Origin of the sequence: Thioclava sp. DLFJ5-1 (assembly GCF_002020115.1) — a bacterium.
Classification (GTDB): Bacteria; Pseudomonadota; Alphaproteobacteria; order Rhodobacterales; family Rhodobacteraceae; genus Thioclava; species Thioclava sediminum.
The window spans coordinates 311811-328967 of sequence record NZ_MPZU01000004.1; the positions used below are offsets into that span (position 1 = coordinate 311811).

A 17157-nucleotide genomic window follows, 5' to 3' on the forward strand; every position below is an offset into this window, starting at 1 on the left:
CGCATTCATTTCCACCCTATCAGGTGAGCCGACATGACGACCAATGATCCGATCTACAAGACCGACGCGCTGATTGCGCAGGATATCGACGCCTATCTCGAGGCGCATCAACACAAGACCATGCTGCGCTTCATCACCTGCGGCTCGGTCGATGACGGGAAATCGACGCTGATCGGGCGGCTACTCTATGACAGCAAGATGATCTTCGAGGATCAGCTGGCCGCACTGGAGGCGGATTCCAAGCGCGTCGGCACCCAAGGCCAGGAGATCGACTTCGCGCTGCTGGTCGACGGCCTCGCCGCCGAGCGCGAGCAGGGCATCACCATCGACGTGGCCTACCGCTTCTTCGCGACCGAGAAGCGCAAGTTCATCGTCGCCGACACGCCCGGCCACGAGCAATATACCCGCAACATGGTCACCGGCGCCTCTACCGCCGATCTGGCCGTGATCCTGATCGACGCGCGCAAGGGCGTACTGACCCAGACGCGGCGCCACTCCTATCTCGTCCACCAGCTTGGCATCCGCCATATCGTGCTGGCCGTCAACAAGATGGACCTCGTCGATTACGATCAGGCGACCTTCGACGAGATCGTGGCCGATTACAAAACCTTCGCCGACAGCATCGGCATCGAAGGCTTCACCCCGATCCCGATCTCGGGCTTCAAGGGCGACAACATCACCGGCCCGAGCGAGAACACGCCTTGGTACAAGGGCCCCTCGCTGCTGCCCTATCTCGAAGCGGTCGAAGTGGACGTGACCTCCGATCAGGAGCGCCCCTTCCGGATGCCCGTGCAATGGGTGAACCGTCCGAACCTCGATTTCCGCGGCTTCTCGGGGCTGGTGGCCTCGGGCACCGTGAAACCGGGCGACGAGGTGCGCGTGCTGCCCTCGGGCAAGACCTCGAAAGTCGCGCGGATCGTCAGCTTGGAGGGCGACCGCGACATGGCGGTGGCAGGCGAATCCACGACGATCACGCTCACTGACGAGATCGACTGTTCGCGCGGTCAGGTCATCGTCGCCGCGAAAGAGCCGCTGGAAGTCGCCGATCAGTTCGAATCCACGCTCGTCTGGATGGACGAGACCGAATTGGTGCCGGGCCGCGCTTATTGGCTGAAAATCGGCACGCAGACCGTTTCGGCGACCGTCCACGAGCCGAAATACGAGGTGAACGTCAACACGCAGGAGCATCTGGCGACGAAGACGCTGGACCTGAACGCGATCGGCGTGGCCAACATCACCACCGACCGCGAGATCCCCTTCGCGCCCTATGGCGAGAACCGTGATCTGGGCGGGTTCATCCTGATCGACAAGATGACCAACCAGACGGCGGCTGCGGGGATGATCAATTTCGCGCTGCGCCGGGCTCAGAACATCCACTGGCAGGCGACCGATATCGGGCGCGAGCATCATGCCAACATGAAGCACCAGAAACCCGCCGTGGTCTGGCTCACGGGCCTCTCGGGCTCGGGCAAATCCACGATCGCCAATATCGTCGAGAAGAAGCTGGCGCGGATGAACCGCCATACCTTCCTGCTCGACGGCGACAACGTCCGCCATGGCCTGAACAAGGATCTGGGCTTCACCGAGGCCGACCGCGTGGAGAACATCCGCCGCGTCGGCGAGGTCGCGAAGCTGATGACCGATGCGGGCCTGATCGTGGTCACGGCCTTCATCTCGCCCTTCCGCTCCGAGCGCGACATGGTCCGCGCGATGATGCAGCCGGGCGAATTCCTCGAAGTCTTCGTGGACACGCCGCTGGAAGTGGCCGAGGCCCGCGACGTGAAAGGGCTTTATGCCAAGGCACGCGCCGGTCAGCTGAAAAACTTCACCGGCATCGACTCGCCCTATGAGGCGCCCGAGAATGCCGAGATGCGGATCGACACCACCGCGATCAGCCCCGAGGAAGCGGCCGATCTGATCATCGAGCGGCTCATTCCGTAAGCGGTTACATCCGCTGCCCCAAGTCACGCGAACGTGCGGCCCTCCCGGGGGCCGCACGTTTTCGTTTTGGCCTTGACCTCGCTCGGGGGCGCGCCCCAACCTGCCCGAAATAACGCCAGCAGAAAGAAGCCCGAATGCCGATCGAAAACGTGCACTTCAGCGAACTCGAATATTCCCGCCGGATCGCGCTCGTGCGTGCGGCGATGGCGCAACGCGAGATCGACATTCTCTTCATCACAAACCCCTCGAACCAGTTCTGGCTGACGGGCTATGACGGCTGGTCTTTCTACACCCATCAGGGGGTGATCCTGCCGATGGAAGGCGCGCCCTATTGGTGGGGCCGCTTCATGGATGCCAACGGCGCGCGCCGCACCGTCTGGATGGAGGAGGAGAACATCCTCCATTACAACGACGCGATGGTGCAATCCGACATCATGCACCCGATGGAAGACCTTGCCTCGCACCTGCGGATCATGGGCTACGGCAAGGCCCGGATCGGTGTCGAGATGGAGACCTATTTCTACACCGCGAAGGCCCATGCGGTGCTTTATGAAGGGCTGCCCGAGGCCACGCTGCTCGACGCGTCGGTGTTGGTGAACTGGCAGCGCCTGATCAAATCCGACGAGGAGCTTCGCTTCATGCGCCGCGCCGCGCGGATTTCCGAACTGGTGATCGAACGCGCGATGGAGCTGGCAGAGCCGGGGCTGCGCAAGCACGATCTGGTGGGCGAGCTCTATCGCACCGCCGTGCAGGGCGAGGAAGACAGCTGGGGCGACTACCCGGCCATCGTGCCGATGCTGCCCTCGGGCCCCGACGCCTCCGCGCCGCATCTGACATGGAACGGCGAGGCGCTGAAGGCGGGCGAGGCGACCTTCGTCGAACAATCCGGCTGCTACCGCCGCTATCACGCGCCGCTCTGCCGAACGGTCTTCCTCGGCAAACCGCCGCAACACATGATCGACGCCTCCGAGGCGCTGACCGAGGGGCTGAACGCCGGGATCGAGGTCGCCCGCGCCGGCAACCGCGCCTGCGACATCGCCCGGGCGCTGAATGTCGAGCTTGCCAAGGTCGGCATCGAACGCCCCAACCGTGCGGGCTATGCGGTGGGCTGCTCCTACCCGCCGGATTGGGGCGAGCACACCGTCTCGATCCGCGACACCGACGAGACGATCCTTGAACCCGGTATGACCTTCCACTTCATGCCCGGCCTCTGGATGGACCATTGGGGAATGGAGACGACGGAGACCATCGTGATCACCGAGGACGGCCCCGCCATGCCCCTGTGCAACGTCGAGCGCAAACTGTTCATCAAGGACTGAACCTATGCGCATCGACACCACCCGCGCGATCCTCTCGGACCTGATCGCCTACCCGACGATTTCGACCGACAGCAACCTGCCGATCATCCACTATATCGCGGACCGGCTGGAAACCGTCGGCGCGGCGGTGGAAGTGATGGTCGATGAGAGCGGCCACAAAGCGAACCTCTTCGCCACACTGGGCGCGCCACGCGACGGCGGGCTGGTGCTGTCGGGCCATTCCGACGTGGTGCCGGTCACCGATCAGGACTGGACCAGCGATCCCTTCACCATGACCGAGCGTGACGGCAAGCTCTACGGGCGCGGCGCCTGCGACATGAAAGGGTTCATCGCGGCCTGCCTCGGCTCGCTCGACCTCTTGGCCGAGGCCGCGAAAACCCGCCCGATCCATTTCGCCTTCACCCATGACGAGGAGGTCGGCTGTCTCGGCGCGCAGGAACTGGTGAAGCTGCTCGCGAAACGCCCGGTCAAACCCGGGCTTTGCATCATCGGCGAGCCGACCTCGATGCAGGTCTTCGACGGCAACAAGGGCTGCTGCGAATATACCGTGCGCTTCGAGGGGCTGCCGGGCCACAGCTCCGCCCCCGAAAAAGGCGTGAACGCGGTCGAATACGCGGTGCGCTACATCAATCGCCTGTTCGAGCTGCGCGCCGAACTTGTCAAACGCTGCCCCGAAGGTTCGCGCTTCGACCCGCCGCAGACGACGCTCAACGTGGGCGCGCTGAAAGGCGGCACCTCGCATAACGTGATCGCGCCGCGTGCCGAGCTCGCCTGGGAGATGCGCCCGATCAACGCCGCCGACATGGAGTTCGTCAAAGGCGAGATCGCGAGCTACGTCGAAGACACGCTGCTGCCAGAGATGCGCGCGATCGCGCCCGAGGCCGGGATCGCTACCGAGACCATCGGCGAGGTCGTCGGGCTCGAGCCGATGGACGACAATGCCGCGCGTGATCTGGTCTTCGCGCTGACCGGCCAGAACCACGCAGGCTGCGTCGCCTTCAACACCGAGGCCGGGCTGTTCCAGTCGCTCGGGATGGATGCGGTGATCTGTGGGCCGGGTTCGATCGAGCAGGCCCACAAAGCCGACGAGTTCGTCTCGCTCGAGCAGATGGATCAGGCGCTGACGATGCTGGGAAGGCTCGCCAGCGCCCGAACCTGACCGCTCTTACGCGGCGGCTTGTCGCACAGGGGTGGCGGCGGTCTCGCGGTAATGTGCCTGGGCTGCGGCAACCCCGCTGCCCAGCTCCACCGGCAGGCCGAGATCGACCATCGCCATCTCGGCCGTGGCCAGCCCCGAGAGCGCCATCACATCGGTCATCAGGCCCAGATGCCCGATGCGGAACACCTTGCCCGCGACATCGCCGAGCCCGCCCCCGAAGGCCACGCCATAGGTATTGAGCGCCTGCGCCACGATCCGGCCCGCGTCGAACCCCTCGGGCGCACGCACCGCGCTGACGCTGTTGGAATAGAGATCGGGCGAGACGGCGCAAAGCTCCATCCCCCAGGCCGCCACCGCGCGGCGCACGCCTTCCGCGATCCGCGCGTGACGGGCGAAGACATTGCCCAGCCCCTCTTCCAGCAGCATGTCGCAGGAAGCTTTCAACCCGTTCAGCATCCCCACCGGCGGCGTGTAGGGATAACCGTTGGCCGCGTAGCCCGTACGCATGTCGCGAATGTCGAAGAAGCAGCGCGGCAGCTTGGCACCCTCGACCGCCTCCAGAGCCTTTTGCGAAAAGCCGGTGATGGCGAGGCCGGGCGGAAGCATGAAGCCCTTCTGGCTGCCGGTGACCGCGACATCGACGCCCCAGTCATCCATCCGGAACTCCATCGACCCGATCGAGCTGACGCCATCTACGAAGAAAAGCGCCGGGTGCCCCGCCGCATCCATCGCCCGCCGGATGCCCGCGACATCCGATGTCACGCCGGTTGCGGTCTCGTTATGGGTGGCAAGCACCGCCTTGATCTGGTGGCCCGTGTCGGCGCCGAGGATGTTCGCGAAACGATCGACCGGGATGCCCTCGCCCCACGCGACGCTGACCACCTCCACCTCCAGCCCGTAACGCTGGCACATGTCTATCCATTTATGGCTGAACATCCCGTTGCGGCAGGCCAGAACCTTGTCGCCGGGGGAGAGCGTGTTGGTGATCGCCGTCTCCCAGCCACCGGTGCCGGTCGCAGGGAAGACGAAGGCCTCGCCCGTGGTCGTCTTGAGCACCTTCTTCACACCGTCCAGCGTCGGATGGATGATATCGGCGAAACCGGGGCTGCGATGGTCCATCGTCGGGATATCGACGACCTTGCGCAGCGCCTCGGGAATGTTGGTCGGGCCCGGAATGAAAACGGGATTGAGATGGATCATGACGCCTCCTCCATGTGTCGGAAGCGTTTCTACCATGGCGCAGTAAACCCTGAAATTTTTACGGATCGTGGGCGTTTGCACCGCGTCGGTCAAGAAACATAAAGGAATTCAGGGCTTTGATTTTTTCATACAGTGAAATTAGATTTTGCTTTATACTGCATAAGATATTTCTTTTCGCCGCTCAGAGGTGCGCCCGATGACCACGCCCCGCCGGAAGGGCCGCCCGAAGGGCTTCAACACAGACCCCGCGCAGGGCACGATCCTAGCGTTGGACCGGGCGCTCGACGTGCTGGACCTGCTGGCTCGGCATGGCGGGCTGTCGCTGAGCGCCATCGCGCGCGAGCTGGACCAGTCTCCGGCGACGATGCACCGGGTTCTGGCCACGTTGCATGCCCGCGATTTCGTGGAGCCCGAGGCGCAGGACTGGCATATTGGCCCGGCGGCCTTCCGCATCGGCTCGGCCTTCCTGCGACGCACCAATGTGTTCGAGCGTGCGCGGCCGCTGATGCAGGATCTGATGCGCGCGACCGGGGAGACGTCAAATCTGGGTGTCGAGCGCGCGGGACAGGTGCTGTTTACCGGGCAGGTGGAGACGCATGATCCGATCCGCGCGTTCTTCCCGCCGGGCACGGTCGCGCCGCTGCACGCGTCGGGCATCGGCAAGGCGCTTCTGAGCACCTATGCCCCGGACCGGCTCGACCAGCTCCTCGCGGAGTATGACTTCACGCGGTTCAATGACCGCACGATCGGCGATGCGGAAGCCTTGCGCGCAGAACTGGAGCGGATCACGGCGCGGGGCTACGCGGTGGACGATGAGGAACGCACGCTCGGGATGCGCTGCATCGCCGCGCCGATCTTCGACGCGCATGGCGACGCGGTGGCGGGGATTTCAGTCTCCGGCCCTGTGCAGCGAATTCCCGATAGCCGCCTGCCCGCGCTCGGGCAAGCGGTCGCTCAGGCCGCGAAAGCGATCAGTCACCGGATCGGCGCGGCTTAATTCAGCCGCTGACCGGTTTTCGGATCGAAGAGATGCAGGTCCTCGGCGTTCACCGAGAGCCGCACCTGCCCCACCGCCTGCTTCTCCATATGCACGCCGGGCAGCGCCGCGGTCATTGCCTCGCCGCGCCCTTCCAGCGTGCCGTGCAGGAGCGTATTCGCCCCCAGCGGCTCGGACAGGGTGACATTCAGCGTCAGAGGCCCGTTATCGTCGGGATGCAGATGTTCGGGCCGAATGCCGAGGCTGACCGGGCGATCGGGCAGATCGGTCGGGCCGAGCGTGACATGGCCCAGCATCACCTGTCCGGCGCGCACCTCGGCATCGATGATGTTCATCGAGGGGCTGCCGATGAACTGCGCTGCGAAGATGGTCACGGGGCGCTCATAAACTTCGAGCGGCGTGCCGATCTGCTCGGCCACGCCGCCATTCATCACGATCATCCGGTCGGCCATGGTCATCGCCTCGACCTGATCGTGGGTGACATACAGCGCGGTCACGCCCAGCTTGCGCTGCAGCTCGCGGATTTCGACGCGCATCTGCACCCGCAGCTTGGCGTCAAGGTTCGACAGCGGCTCGTCGAACAGGAAGACCGACGGCTCGCGCACGATGGCGCGTCCCATCGCGACGCGCTGGCGCTGCCCGCCGGACAGTTCGCGCGGCTTGCGCTCGAGATAGTCCGATAGCTGCAGCAGCTTCGCCGCCTCGTCGACGCGGCGCTTGATCTCGGACTTCGCCATGCCCGCGATCTTCAGGCCGTAGCCCATATTCTGGCGCACCGACATATGCGGGTAGAGCGCGTAGTTCTGGAACACCATCGCGATGTCGCGATCCATCGGCTCGCGCTCGTTCACGCGGGCCTCGCCGATGCGGATTTCGCCCTCGGAGATGCTCTCCAGCCCCGCGACCATACGCAGAAGCGTCGATTTCCCGCAGCCGGACGGACCGACGATGACGATGAATTCGCCATCCTGGATGTCGATCGAGACCCCGTGCAGAACCTCGGTCTTGCCGAAACGTTTCTTGATATTTTCGAGTTCAACGGTCGCCATTGTCTGCCCTTATTTCTCGCTGTCCACGAGGCCGCGAATGAAGAGTTTCTGCATCGAGATCACCACGATCACCGGCGGGATCATCGCGAGGATCGAGGTCGCCATGATGACCGGCCAATCGGCGATATCGTCGCCCGACGGGAACATCTGCTTGAGCCCCATGACGATGGTGTTCATCTCGGGATTTGTGGTGATGAGAAGCGGCCAGAGATACTGGTTCCAGCCATAGATGAAGAGGATCACGAAAAGCGCCGCGATATTCGTGCGGCTCATCGGCAGCAGGATATCGAAGAAGAAGCGCATCGGACGCGCGCCGTCGACACGGGCAGCCTCGGCCAGCTCGTCCGGCACCGTCAGGAAGAACTGCCGGAACAGGAAGGTCGCCGTGGCCGACGCGATCAGTGGCAGGATCAGGCCGGAATAGCTGTTGAGCATCCCGAAGCCCGCCACGACCTCGTAGGTCGGCACGATCCGCACCTCGACCGGCAGCATCAGCGTGATGAAGATCATCCAGAAGAAGAAGCGCCGCCCCGGAAAGCGGAAATAGACGATCGCAAAGGCCGACAAGAGCGAGATCGCGATCTTGCCGAGCGCGATCCCCAGCGCCATCACCAGCGAGTTCACCAGCATCGTCGCGACCGGTACGTTCACCCCGGAGAACAGCGCATCCGAGTAGTTCTCGATCAGGTGCGAGCCCGGCATCACCGGCATCGGTGCCTGCGCGATCTCTTGCTGCGTGTGCGTCGAGGCCACGAAGGCCAGCCAGATCGGGAAGAAGATCACCAGCACGCCCGCGATCATCAGCACATGGGTCAGCCAAAGACCGGAGCCGCGCTTTTCCACCATGCCCGGGGGCGGTTCGTTGTGCATGTCAGCCATCAGTAATGCACCCGCTTCTCGACGAATTTGAATTGCAGCACCGTCAGGAAGCCCACGACCACCAGCAGCACCACGGATTGCGCGGCGGAGCTGCCAAGGTCCTGACCGACGAACCCGTCGGCATAGACCTTGTAGACGAGGATCGTGGTGGCCTGTTGCGGCCCGCCGGACGTGATCGTGTGGATCACGCCGAAGGTTTCGAAGAAGGCGTAGACGATGTTGACGACCAGCAGGAAGAAGGTCGTGGGCGACAGGAGCGGCAGCACGATCGTGAAGAAGCGCCGCCAGAACCGCGCCCCGTCGATCGCCGCCGCCTCGATCACCGATTTCGGCACCGCTTGCAGCGCCGCGAAATAGAACAGGAAGTTGTAGCTGATCCGCCCCCAGGCCGACGCCACGACGACGAGCCCCATCGCCTCATGCTCGTTGAGCACATGGTTCCAGTCATAGCCCATCTGGTTGAGATAGAAGGCGACCACACCGATCCGCGTGTTGAACATGAAGAGCCACAGCACACCGGCCACCGCGGGCGCGACCGCATAGGGCCAGATCAGGAGCGTGCGATAGGTCCCCGCCCCTTTCACCAGCCGATCCGCCAGCACCGCGAGGAACAGTGCCGGGATCATCGAGACCAGTGTCACGAGGGTCGAGAACACCGCCGTCGTCACGAAGGAGGCGCGGTAATAGGGGTCGTTGAAGAGATATTCGAAATTGCCGAGGCCCACATATTGCATCGACAGGCCGAACGGATCGGGGATGAACAGCGATTGCCACACCGCCTCGCCCGCCGGGTAGAAGAAGAACACGCCCGAGACGATCAACTGCGGCGCAAGAAGCAGCATCGGCAAGAGCCAGCCCTTGAAGGTTACGCGTTTTTCCATATCGGGATCGGGGCCTTCGAATAGAAATAGCCGCGGGCAGGTCTCGCCTGCCCGCGGCCGGATTTGGGTTAGCGGTTGGCTTGCTCGAAGCGGCGCAGCAGCTGGTTGCCACGCTCCACCGCGTTGTCGAGCGCGTCCTGAGCGGTCTTGTCACCGGCCCAGACAGCTTCCAGTTCCTCGTCGATGATGCCGCGGATCTGGTCGAAGTTGCCCAGACGGATGCCCTTCGAGTTCTCGGTCGGCGCATTCGCGGTCATCTGCTTCACAGCCACATCGGTGCCGGGGTTCGCGTCATAGAAGCCCTGCTCGCGGGTCAGATCAGCCGCAGCCTTGGTGATCGGCAGGTAGCCGGTGTCCTGGTGCCACTTCGCCTGCACTTCCGGCGAGGAGAGATAGCTCAGGAATTCGGCGACACCCTTGTAATGGCTGTCATCCTTGCCCGACATCACCCAGAGCGAAGCGCCCCCGATGATGGTGTTCTGCGGCGCACCGTCCACGTCACCCCAATAGGGCAGCGGATGCACTTCGAAGTTGAACTTGGCTTCGGACTTGATGCCCGCGTAACCGGCCGAGCTCTCGGTGAAGAGCGCGCAGGTGCCAGCGCGGAAATCGGCGCCGCCTTCGTTGCGGCGGCCTTTATAGACGAACTCGCCCTTCTTGGCCCAGTCACCCAGCGTCTGGATATGCTTGACCTGAACGGGGCCGTTGAATTCCAGCTTGGCGTCGAGACCGGCGAAGCCGTTCTCTTGGCTGGCGAACGGCACGTTGTGATAGGCCGAGAGGTTCTCGAGCTGGATCCAGCTCTGCCACGCGGTGGTCATCGGGCAATCGACGCCCGAAGCCTTCAGCTGGTCGAGCACCTTGCCGACATCTTCCCAGGTGGTCAGCGGCGCATCCTTGGCCACGCCTGCCTCGTCGAGCATGTCGCGGTTGACCCAGAGAACCGGCGTCGAGGAGTTGAAGGGCAGCGACAGCATCTTGCCGTCGGTGGTGGTGTAGTAGCCCTTCACCGCGCCGATATAATCGTCGGGATTGAACTCGACGCCCGCGTCTTCCATCACCTGATAGACCGGCTTGATCGCGCCCTTGGCGGCCATCATCGTCGCCGTGCCGACCTCGAACACCATCAGGATGTCGGGCTGCTCACCGGCGCGGAAAGCCGCGATCCCGGCGTTCAGCGTTTCCGAGTAGTTACCCTTGTTGGTCGCCACGACCTCATACTGGTCCTGGCTGGCGTTGAAATCCTTGACCTGCTGATCGACGAGCTCGCCGAGACGGCCGGTAAAGGCGTGCCAGAACTGGATTTCCGTCGCCGCATTGGCCGTGAAGGGCGCAATGAGCGAGGCCGACGCAAGCGCCGCACCGAGTGCAAAGTTCTTCATGTCTTCCTCCCATATGTAGCGGGATTCATTGTTGGATGGATCTGAGGCCCCGTGCGAAGCCTCCGCGCTACGCGGCGTAGTGTGCGGATGTAACAGGAACAAAACAAGAGAGTGATTTCGTTTTCGCTTTCACGCTCGGTCGCGTTACCCGATGCGGAGCCGTGCCTCCTCAATCCCTATTTTTCATAGGAATTTCGAAGTTTCTCGAAGTTAGGCCGATCCATTGCTCACGATTTTGTGAAGCGCATTTTTGCGCGCTTCGACCAAAACCGAACAAAAACCGACAGCTCCGCGCAACGTCCGACCATGTTTCGCCTCGCCCCCGGCGGCGCTTTGCCGAATCCCTCCGATTTGCTAGCCTGTTGAAATGGTTCAATTCGGTTCGGATCATCGTCATGTTCGTTGCATCGTATCAGTTTTCTGCCTTTCCGATCCTTGCCGCCGCAGGGATCGCCCTCGCATCGACGGGCGCAGCTTATGCCCAAAGCTCCGGTGAAGGTCCCGCCCTGCGATGGGATCAGGCCGAATGCCTGCGCGATCATGCAACCGACTACCTCGAGCAACGGGCATTCCCGTCCATCCTCTTCGTGGGCTTCTGCAAAGACGGGGTTTTCGACCCCACCGCAGCGGAGATCGCACAGGGAACGAGCCGCAATTCCGCCATCGACTCGGAAGGTCTGCCGCGGTTGCAATCTGGCGCGGTCATCCCCGCCAATCCCAAGGCGGCGGTGCTCGTGTTGACACGTGCGCAGCTCGAATGCCTGCGCGACAGTTTCGACAGCGTCGCGCGCAAGCAGGTCGCAAAGCTCGACGAGACGACCGAAATTCCGGTGGCCGAGCTTGATTTCTCGGGATGCCCGCAGTGAGCGCGGGGCAAACGCCGCCCCCTGCCGCAGACGCCCCCAATGTGCCCAGAGACGCGCCTGAAGCGGATACCGCCCCGGCCGAAGTCGCGTCCAACACGGCCATGAGCATCCGGGATAAGATCGAGATGGGCTCCTGGATCGCCACGATAGCTGCCCTCCTCTTCACCGCCGGGCAAATCTACCAATGGCGCGAGGACCGAAAAGCCGATCTCTCGCTCGAAATGGTCGCGCGCTTTTCCGACCTCGAATATGCAGGAAGCGCCCGCCGCGAACTTGCGCAGTTCTGGTGGCAGAACTCGGACGCCCTAGCCAAAGTCACAGCGATCAAAGGCGGCATCCCTCCCGCGCAGCGGCAAAAATTTCTTGACCTGCTCTTCCAGAAACGCCCTCCCGTAAAGCGTCAGGAGCAATTCGCGGCCGTGTCAGAGATGGCGAATTTCTTCGATCAGGTCGAGCTGTGCATCGCGACGAAACGCTGCGACGCACAGATCGCCACTGACTATTTCTGTGGCTACGCCGCCAGTTTCGCCGACCTCTACCAAGGCCCGATCACCCAAGTGCGCGAGACCTTCGGCACGTCCGGGCTCGGGACCGGCCTGCAGCACTTCGTGGAGGCCCGATGCGACGACTGATCCCTGCCCTCGCCGCGCTGAGCACTCTCGCTTTCGCGCCGACTGCCCAGGCGGCCGACATCTACTGGGCACCGCCCATTACCGACGAATTCGTGCTTCCTTTCGGCGAAGAGGCTTTCGGCGACGCCATTCACGCGGGCGACAGGTTCGACTTCAAGGATTACCTGCACATTCGGATCGAGGGGGAGATCGAACCGGGAGATGCCGAAAAGTTCGGCGAGATCGTAGCGGAGCGCGCGAGCGAGATTTTCGACCAGACTACATCGCTTGGCGCGAACCAGAAAAATGTCGTGGTGTCGCTTAATAGCGGCGGCGGCGATTTCTATGCGGGGCTGAAGCTCTCGGATCAGATCGTGGGATTTGAAACCTATGTGGGGAAAGGAGACCAGTGCCTTTCTGCCTGCGCGATCGCGTTTCTGGGTGGCGCCGTCCGCATGGCCCGCGGCGCGAAGGAAATGCCGATACGGCATATCCACTCCGACGCAATCGTCGGCTTTCACGCCCCATTTTCCAGCATTACGAGCGCAATTCAGGTGCCAGACGGCACCCCGTTCTCGAAAGAACTCAGCAAGCTCATCGCAAATCAATTTTACGCTCAGGCCCAAGATGCGATCAACGAGATCACCAAGCGGATGAGCACTTGGGAGCTCGCCCCGGATTTCGTTTTCGCGATGATCGGAAAGAAATATCGTCAAAACGATACGCGTCCGTTGGCGGAACAGTATCTGCTTCTGAATACTGTCGCGGCATTGAAGGCCACCAAGACGACACTGATCGCGGATCGCGCACCCTTCCCGGCGCAGATCGGGCTGAGCGGTGCATTTGAAGCCTGCAGCTATGTCGTGTTCGAGAACACTGAGAAATATTGGTTCGCACAGCCGCTGAAGTCGGCAATCGGCGGACTCGCGAATTACCCAGAAACCGGTCCATTCGCGCCAAAAGACAGACAGACCTCTGGAGGGCCACTCCCGCGCGTCAGCAAGGAACTCGTGGGCTTTGCACAACTTCTCCTGCCGCCAGCCGGGGAAGACGTATTCTACTTCGAAGGGTCTGTGCCCGGTATAGGGCGGATGGATTGCACCGCTTTCAGGAAATCGGAGGGGCGTTGGTACGTTCAGAGCTTCTCGCCCGCCATTCATTCCCCATACTTCCCCGAATACCGGCGGCGCGAAATTCTAGACTACGACACCCCCTACCCGATCAACGATTTCACCATCCTCGGCCCCGATGGCGTCTGGAACAATTTCCCCGCCATCGCGCCCTCCGAAGAGCTCACGCCGATCCTCGCCAAATTCCCCGATATCACCGGCCCCAGCTTCGACTGCACGGGCAAGCTAGATCCGGCGGCGGAGGTGATCTGCCTGATCCGCCCGCTCGGCCAGCTCGACGGGGTACTGGGCAAGCTCTACCCCCGCGCCGTCGCCAAGGACGCAGAGGGCACGAAGCAAAGCCAGCGACGCTGGCTCAATATCCGCGACCGCGCCTGTCGTCCGGGCGGCATCGACACGAACGACCCGCTGCAATTCCGCAGCCTGATCGACTGCCTCACCTACTTCTACGAGATGCGCCTGAGAGAACTGGACCAGATCGCCTCGAATTAACCGCCATAGCGGAAATTGCGCACATGCGCGGGCATCGCGACACCGTCGAGATTGCGCGGATCGGGGATCGGGTCGCCCACCTCCATACGGATCGGGATCACCCCGGCCCAGATCGGCAGCGCATAATCCTCCTCGTCGTCACTCGGTCCGCCGGTGCGGATCTTCGCGGCGCCCTCGGTGATCTCCATCCCCAGCACGGTCGTCGCCTTCAGATCCTGCGCGTGATCGGGGCGCAGCATCTCGTAGCGCCCCGGATAGAGATGGTTCACGAAGGCCCCGAGCTTTTGCAGCTTCTCCGCCGGGTCCTCCACCTTGAACGCGGTCCCGAACAGCATCACCGAGCGCGTATTGAGCGAATGATGCATACCCGAGCGCGCCAGCACCAACCCGTCGAGGATCGAGACCGTCAGGCATACCTCGGCCTGCGTCTCGCTGCGCAGAGCGCGGCTCGCGGAAGAGCCGTGCCAATAGACGTGATTGCCCTCGCGCCATTGCATGGTCGGCGTCACGTAAGGCTTACCGTCGCGGACATAGCCCACATGGCACATCGGCTGCGCATCGAGGATCGCGTTGATCGTCTCGCGGTCGAAATGGCCGCGCTCATGCAGGCGGCGCAGACGGGAACGGTCGGTCACGGGAAGGGGCTCGGTCATGGGGATCTCACTCAAAGCGGGTCTATCTTGTCCCGGCAGCGATACCGCCCTATTGGATAGGAAAACATGTCCAGTTTCGCCAAAATGCACCAGTCCAATCTGAACGCCTCCCTTTTCGGCCTGTCGCTGGATCGCCGCTCCGGCTTGCCGCTGCACGCGCAGCTGACGCAAGCGCTGCGCGAGATGCTGCGCGCCGATCCCGCCGCAGCCGGAGAGCGCCTGCCGCCAAGCCGCGCTCTGGCCGAGGAACTGTCGGTCTCGCGCATGACGGTGACCACCGCCTATGATCAGCTGATCGCCGAGGGCTACCTGAGCACCCGCCCCGGCGGCGGCACCTATGTGGCCGAGGACCTGCCCCATCTCGCACCGCCCGCGCCGCGGGACGCCTCACATTCGCAGCCGCACGCGGCACAGACGTGGCTGCCCTTTCAGCCCGGCCTGCCCGATCAGGCGCTGTTCCCGCACAGGCTCTGGGCACGCCACCTCGAAAGGGCATGGCGCAACCCCGATCCCGCGCTTCTCGACCGGCCCGACCCGTTCGGCTGGACTTCGCTGCGGCAGGCGATCCGCGACCACCTCGCGGCGTGGCGCGGCCTCGACTGCGCGACCGAACAGGTGGTGATCACCGGCGGTGCGTGGGACGGGTTCGACCTGATCGCGCGGGCGGTGCTGCCCCCCGGCGCGCTGATGGCGACCGAAGACCCAGGCTGGGCGACGATGGGTCATGTGCTGGCCGCAAGCGGGATCACCGAGCGCCCGGTGCGCATTGACGCCGAGGGGCTCGACCCCGCCGATCTGCCGCCCGAGACCCGCGCGATCACCATCACCCCATCGCGCCATTTCCCGACCGGGATCGCAATGCCGCTGACGCGCAGGCTGGCGCTGCTTGACTGGGCGCGCGAGCGCGATGCGTTGATCGTCGAGGATGATTACGACAGCGAGTTCCGCTATCGCGGTCAGCCCCTGCCGGCGCTGGCAGGGCTCGATGGGTTGCAGCGCGTGATCTATATGGGCAGCTTCTCGAAACTGCTCAGCCCGGCGTTGCGGATCGGCTATCTGGTGTTGCCCGAGCGGCTGGTGACCCCCATGCGCGACGCGATTGCGACGACCGGATCACGGGTCTCGATGGTTCCGCAACCGGCGCTGGCGAGCTTCATGGCAAGCGGCGAATTCGCGACCCATCTGCGGCGGATGCGGCGCCATTACGCGAAGCGCCAGCGTCACCTGCTGAGCGAACTGGCGGGGCTGGAGGACTATCTTCAGCTTCAGCCCGACCCGTCGGGAATGCATCTCTGCGCAGGCCTCGGCCCGGCCCTCGCCCCCTTGGGCGACCGTGCGATATCCGAGCGCGCAAAGGCAGAAGGCCTCACGCTGCGGGCGCTATCGTCCCACGCCCGCCTGCCCGACCCGCCGCAGGGCCTGCTCATGGGCTATGCCGCCTTCGACGAACGGGCGTTGAGCACCGCCGCAAACACGCTGCGCGCCCTGCTAAAGGAACTCTAGCAGATGCGCGGCAACTGCTCGCCCACCAGCATATCGACGATGCGCTGACCGCCGAACGCCGTCGTCATCCGCACCTGCTTATGCCCGTCGACCGCACGGCCCACGATCACCGCGCCGGTCCCTTCGGGGCGCGCGCGCATCGCGGCCAGCGCGGCCTCCGCCTCGGCCTCGGGCACGAAGACCACCAGCCGCCCCTCATTGGCCAGATACAGCGGATCGAGCCCGAGGATCTCGCACATCCCGACGACCTCGGTGCGCAGCGGCAGCGCGTCCTCGGCGATCTCGATGCCGCAGCCCGCGGCTTCCGCAATCTCGTTGAGCGCCGAGGCCAGTCCGCCCCGCGTCAGATCTCGCGCGGCCTTCGCACCCGGCGCCACCGCCAGCACATCCGCCATCAGATGCCCCAGAGCGGCGCAATCGCTCTCGATCGCGCTCGACAGCGCCAGATCGCCGCGCGCGGCAAGGATCGTCGCGCCATGATCGCCCAGCACCCCGTTCACGATCGCCACATCGCCGGGCGCGACCAGCCCTGCGGCCATCTCGACCCCGCCGGAGATCACGCCGACGCCCGCGGTGGTGACGAACACCCCGTCGCAAGCCCCGCGCCCGACCACTTTGGTATCGCCGGTGACGATCCTCACACCGGCAGCCTCCGCCTCGCGCGCCATCGTCGCCACGATCCGGCGCAGAAGCGCGATCTCGGTGCCTTCCTCGATGATAAAGGCCGCCGAGAGCCAGAGCGGTGTCGCGCCGCCCACAGCCAGATCGTTCACCGTGCCGCAAACCGCGATCTTGCCGATATCGCCGCCCGGAAATTCGATGGGCGTGACGACATAGCTATCGGTCGTAAAGGCCAGCCGCGCGCCCGGCTCGGCCAGCGCCTCGGCCTGCAGGCGCGCCTGATCCTCCATGCCGGGCGGCGCGAAAACCGAGGTGAACACCTCCTCGATCAGATCCCGCATCGCCTTGCCGCCACCACCATGGGCCAGCGTCACCCGCTCGTCGCGCAGAGCCATTCTACCTACCTTCGCCTTGGTTCAAATATCCCGGGGGAGCGCGCAAGCACGGGGGCGGCGCCCCCTCCTCCCTCAATCA

Annotated in this window: 15 protein-coding genes; 8 read left to right on the forward strand and 7 right to left on the reverse strand. The window is 63.9% G+C overall.

All coding sequences use genetic code 11. The features are described 5' to 3' along the window. Positions 1-33 precede the first annotated feature (33 nt). The 3 genes from cysN (at position 34) to argE (ending at position 4419) form a co-directional block, all read left to right on the forward strand. Complete coding sequence (gene cysN / locus BMI86_RS14300) at positions 34-1941, forward strand: sulfate adenylyltransferase subunit CysN (protein ID WP_078541990.1); 1908 nt, start codon at positions 34-36, stop codon at positions 1939-1941. Positions 1942-2075: 134 nt separating this feature from the next. After that, positions 2076-3260: a M24 family metallopeptidase gene (locus tag BMI86_RS14305; protein ID WP_078541991.1), complete on the forward strand. Its 1185-nt coding sequence runs from the start codon at positions 2076-2078 to the stop codon at positions 3258-3260. Positions 3261-3264: 4 nt separating this feature from the next. After that, positions 3265-4419 carry an acetylornithine deacetylase gene (gene argE / locus BMI86_RS14310; RefSeq protein WP_078541992.1) on the forward strand — a complete coding sequence of 385 codons (1155 nt, stop codon included), beginning with the start codon at positions 3265-3267 and terminating at the stop codon, positions 4417-4419. Positions 4420-4425: 6 nt separating this feature from the next. On the opposite strand, the gene bhcA is transcribed toward argE, so the two are convergent. Then, entirely contained in the window at positions 4426-5619 is a 1194-nt protein-coding gene (gene bhcA / locus BMI86_RS14315) for an L-aspartate--glyoxylate aminotransferase BhcA (RefSeq protein ID WP_078541993.1), read from the reverse strand. Positions 5620-5815: 196 nt separating this feature from the next. On the opposite strand from bhcA, the gene bhcR reads away from it, so the two are divergent. Continuing rightward, positions 5816-6616 (forward strand): HTH-type transcriptional regulator BhcR, encoded by an 801-nt coding sequence (gene bhcR / locus BMI86_RS14320; protein ID WP_078541994.1) that lies wholly within the window; start codon positions 5816-5818, stop codon positions 6614-6616. Here bhcR and ugpC read toward each other — a convergent pair. From ugpC to ugpB, 4 genes are all read right to left on the reverse strand, one after another. Continuing rightward, on the reverse strand, positions 6613-7665 hold the full coding sequence (ugpC, locus tag BMI86_RS14325) for a sn-glycerol-3-phosphate ABC transporter ATP-binding protein UgpC (protein ID WP_078541995.1): 1053 nt from the start codon (positions 7663-7665) through the stop codon (positions 6613-6615). The genes bhcR and ugpC overlap by 4 nt on opposite strands. A gap of 9 nt (positions 7666-7674) precedes the next feature. Then, complete coding sequence (gene ugpE / locus BMI86_RS14330) at positions 7675-8511, reverse strand: sn-glycerol-3-phosphate ABC transporter permease UgpE (protein WP_075774334.1); 837 nt, start codon at positions 8509-8511, stop codon at positions 7675-7677. A gap of 32 nt (positions 8512-8543) precedes the next feature. Beyond that, positions 8544-9425: a sn-glycerol-3-phosphate ABC transporter permease UgpA gene (gene ugpA, locus BMI86_RS14335; RefSeq protein ID WP_078520423.1), complete on the reverse strand. Its 882-nt coding sequence runs from the start codon at positions 9423-9425 to the stop codon at positions 8544-8546. Between the two features lie 68 nt (positions 9426-9493). After that, complete coding sequence (gene ugpB, locus BMI86_RS14340) at positions 9494-10807, reverse strand: sn-glycerol-3-phosphate ABC transporter substrate-binding protein UgpB (RefSeq protein ID WP_078541996.1); 1314 nt, start codon at positions 10805-10807, stop codon at positions 9494-9496. A gap of 362 nt (positions 10808-11169) precedes the next feature. Here ugpB and BMI86_RS14345 point away from each other — a divergent pair, with 362 nt between their 5' ends. From BMI86_RS14345 to BMI86_RS14355, 3 genes are read left to right on the forward strand one after another with little or no spacing between them, the layout of a single operon-like run. Next, positions 11170-11673, forward strand: a complete 504-nt coding sequence (locus BMI86_RS14345; RefSeq protein WP_078541997.1) for a hypothetical protein — start codon at positions 11170-11172, stop codon at positions 11671-11673. Beyond that, positions 11670-12305 carry a hypothetical protein gene (locus tag BMI86_RS14350; RefSeq protein ID WP_143594813.1) on the forward strand — a complete coding sequence of 212 codons (636 nt, stop codon included), beginning with the start codon at positions 11670-11672 and terminating at the stop codon, positions 12303-12305. The genes BMI86_RS14345 and BMI86_RS14350 overlap by 4 nt, the downstream gene beginning before the upstream one ends. Next, positions 12293-13906 carry a hypothetical protein gene (locus BMI86_RS14355; RefSeq protein ID WP_078541999.1) on the forward strand — a complete coding sequence of 538 codons (1614 nt, stop codon included), beginning with the start codon at positions 12293-12295 and terminating at the stop codon, positions 13904-13906. Before BMI86_RS14350 ends, BMI86_RS14355 begins: the two co-directional genes overlap by 13 nt. Here BMI86_RS14355 and BMI86_RS14360 read toward each other — a convergent pair. Continuing rightward, complete coding sequence (locus tag BMI86_RS14360; RefSeq protein WP_078542000.1) at positions 13903-14559, reverse strand: pyridoxamine 5'-phosphate oxidase family protein; 657 nt, start codon at positions 14557-14559, stop codon at positions 13903-13905. The two genes, BMI86_RS14355 and BMI86_RS14360, sit on opposite strands and share 4 nt — an antisense overlap. Before the next feature lie 66 nt (positions 14560-14625). Here BMI86_RS14360 and BMI86_RS14365 point away from each other — a divergent pair, with 66 nt between their 5' ends. Then, positions 14626-16062 (forward strand): PLP-dependent aminotransferase family protein, encoded by a 1437-nt coding sequence (locus tag BMI86_RS14365; RefSeq protein WP_078542001.1) that lies wholly within the window; start codon positions 14626-14628, stop codon positions 16060-16062. Here the strand turns inward: BMI86_RS14365 and hypE are convergent. Then, complete coding sequence (gene hypE, locus BMI86_RS14370; RefSeq protein WP_078542002.1) at positions 16059-17078, reverse strand: hydrogenase expression/formation protein HypE; 1020 nt, start codon at positions 17076-17078, stop codon at positions 16059-16061. The genes BMI86_RS14365 and hypE overlap by 4 nt on opposite strands. Positions 17079-17157: the final 79 nt, after the last annotated feature.

Excerpts from the sequence above, each read along its gene's own strand:
- hypE (WP_078542002.1), bottom strand. The coding sequence starts at position 17,078 with ATGGCTCTGCGCGACGAGCGGGTGACGCTGGCCCATGGTGGTGGCGGC.
- bhcR (WP_078541994.1), top strand. The coding sequence starts at position 5,816 with ATGACCACGCCCCGCCGGAAGGGCCGCCCGAAGGGCTTCAACACAGAC.
- cysN (WP_078541990.1), top strand. The coding sequence starts at position 34 with ATGACGACCAATGATCCGATCTACAAGACCGACGCGCTGATTGCGCAG.
- argE (WP_078541992.1), top strand. The coding sequence starts at position 3,265 with ATGCGCATCGACACCACCCGCGCGATCCTCTCGGACCTGATCGCCTAC.
- BMI86_RS14365 (WP_078542001.1), top strand. The coding sequence starts at position 14,626 with ATGTCCAGTTTCGCCAAAATGCACCAGTCCAATCTGAACGCCTCCCTT.
- ugpA (WP_078520423.1), bottom strand. The coding sequence starts at position 9,425 with ATGGAAAAACGCGTAACCTTCAAGGGCTGGCTCTTGCCGATGCTGCTT.
- BMI86_RS14355 (WP_078541999.1), top strand. The coding sequence starts at position 12,293 with ATGCGACGACTGATCCCTGCCCTCGCCGCGCTGAGCACTCTCGCTTTC.
- ugpB (WP_078541996.1), bottom strand. The coding sequence starts at position 10,807 with ATGAAGAACTTTGCACTCGGTGCGGCGCTTGCGTCGGCCTCGCTCATT.
- ugpE (WP_075774334.1), bottom strand. The coding sequence starts at position 8,511 with ATGGTGGAAAAGCGCGGCTCCGGTCTTTGGCTGACCCATGTGCTGATG.
- BMI86_RS14305 (WP_078541991.1), top strand. The coding sequence starts at position 2,076 with ATGCCGATCGAAAACGTGCACTTCAGCGAACTCGAATATTCCCGCCGG.
- bhcA (WP_078541993.1), bottom strand. The coding sequence starts at position 5,619 with ATGATCCATCTCAATCCCGTTTTCATTCCGGGCCCGACCAACATTCCC.
- ugpC (WP_078541995.1), bottom strand. The coding sequence starts at position 7,665 with ATGGCGACCGTTGAACTCGAAAATATCAAGAAACGTTTCGGCAAGACC.
- BMI86_RS14360 (WP_078542000.1), bottom strand. The coding sequence starts at position 14,559 with ATGACCGAGCCCCTTCCCGTGACCGACCGTTCCCGTCTGCGCCGCCTG.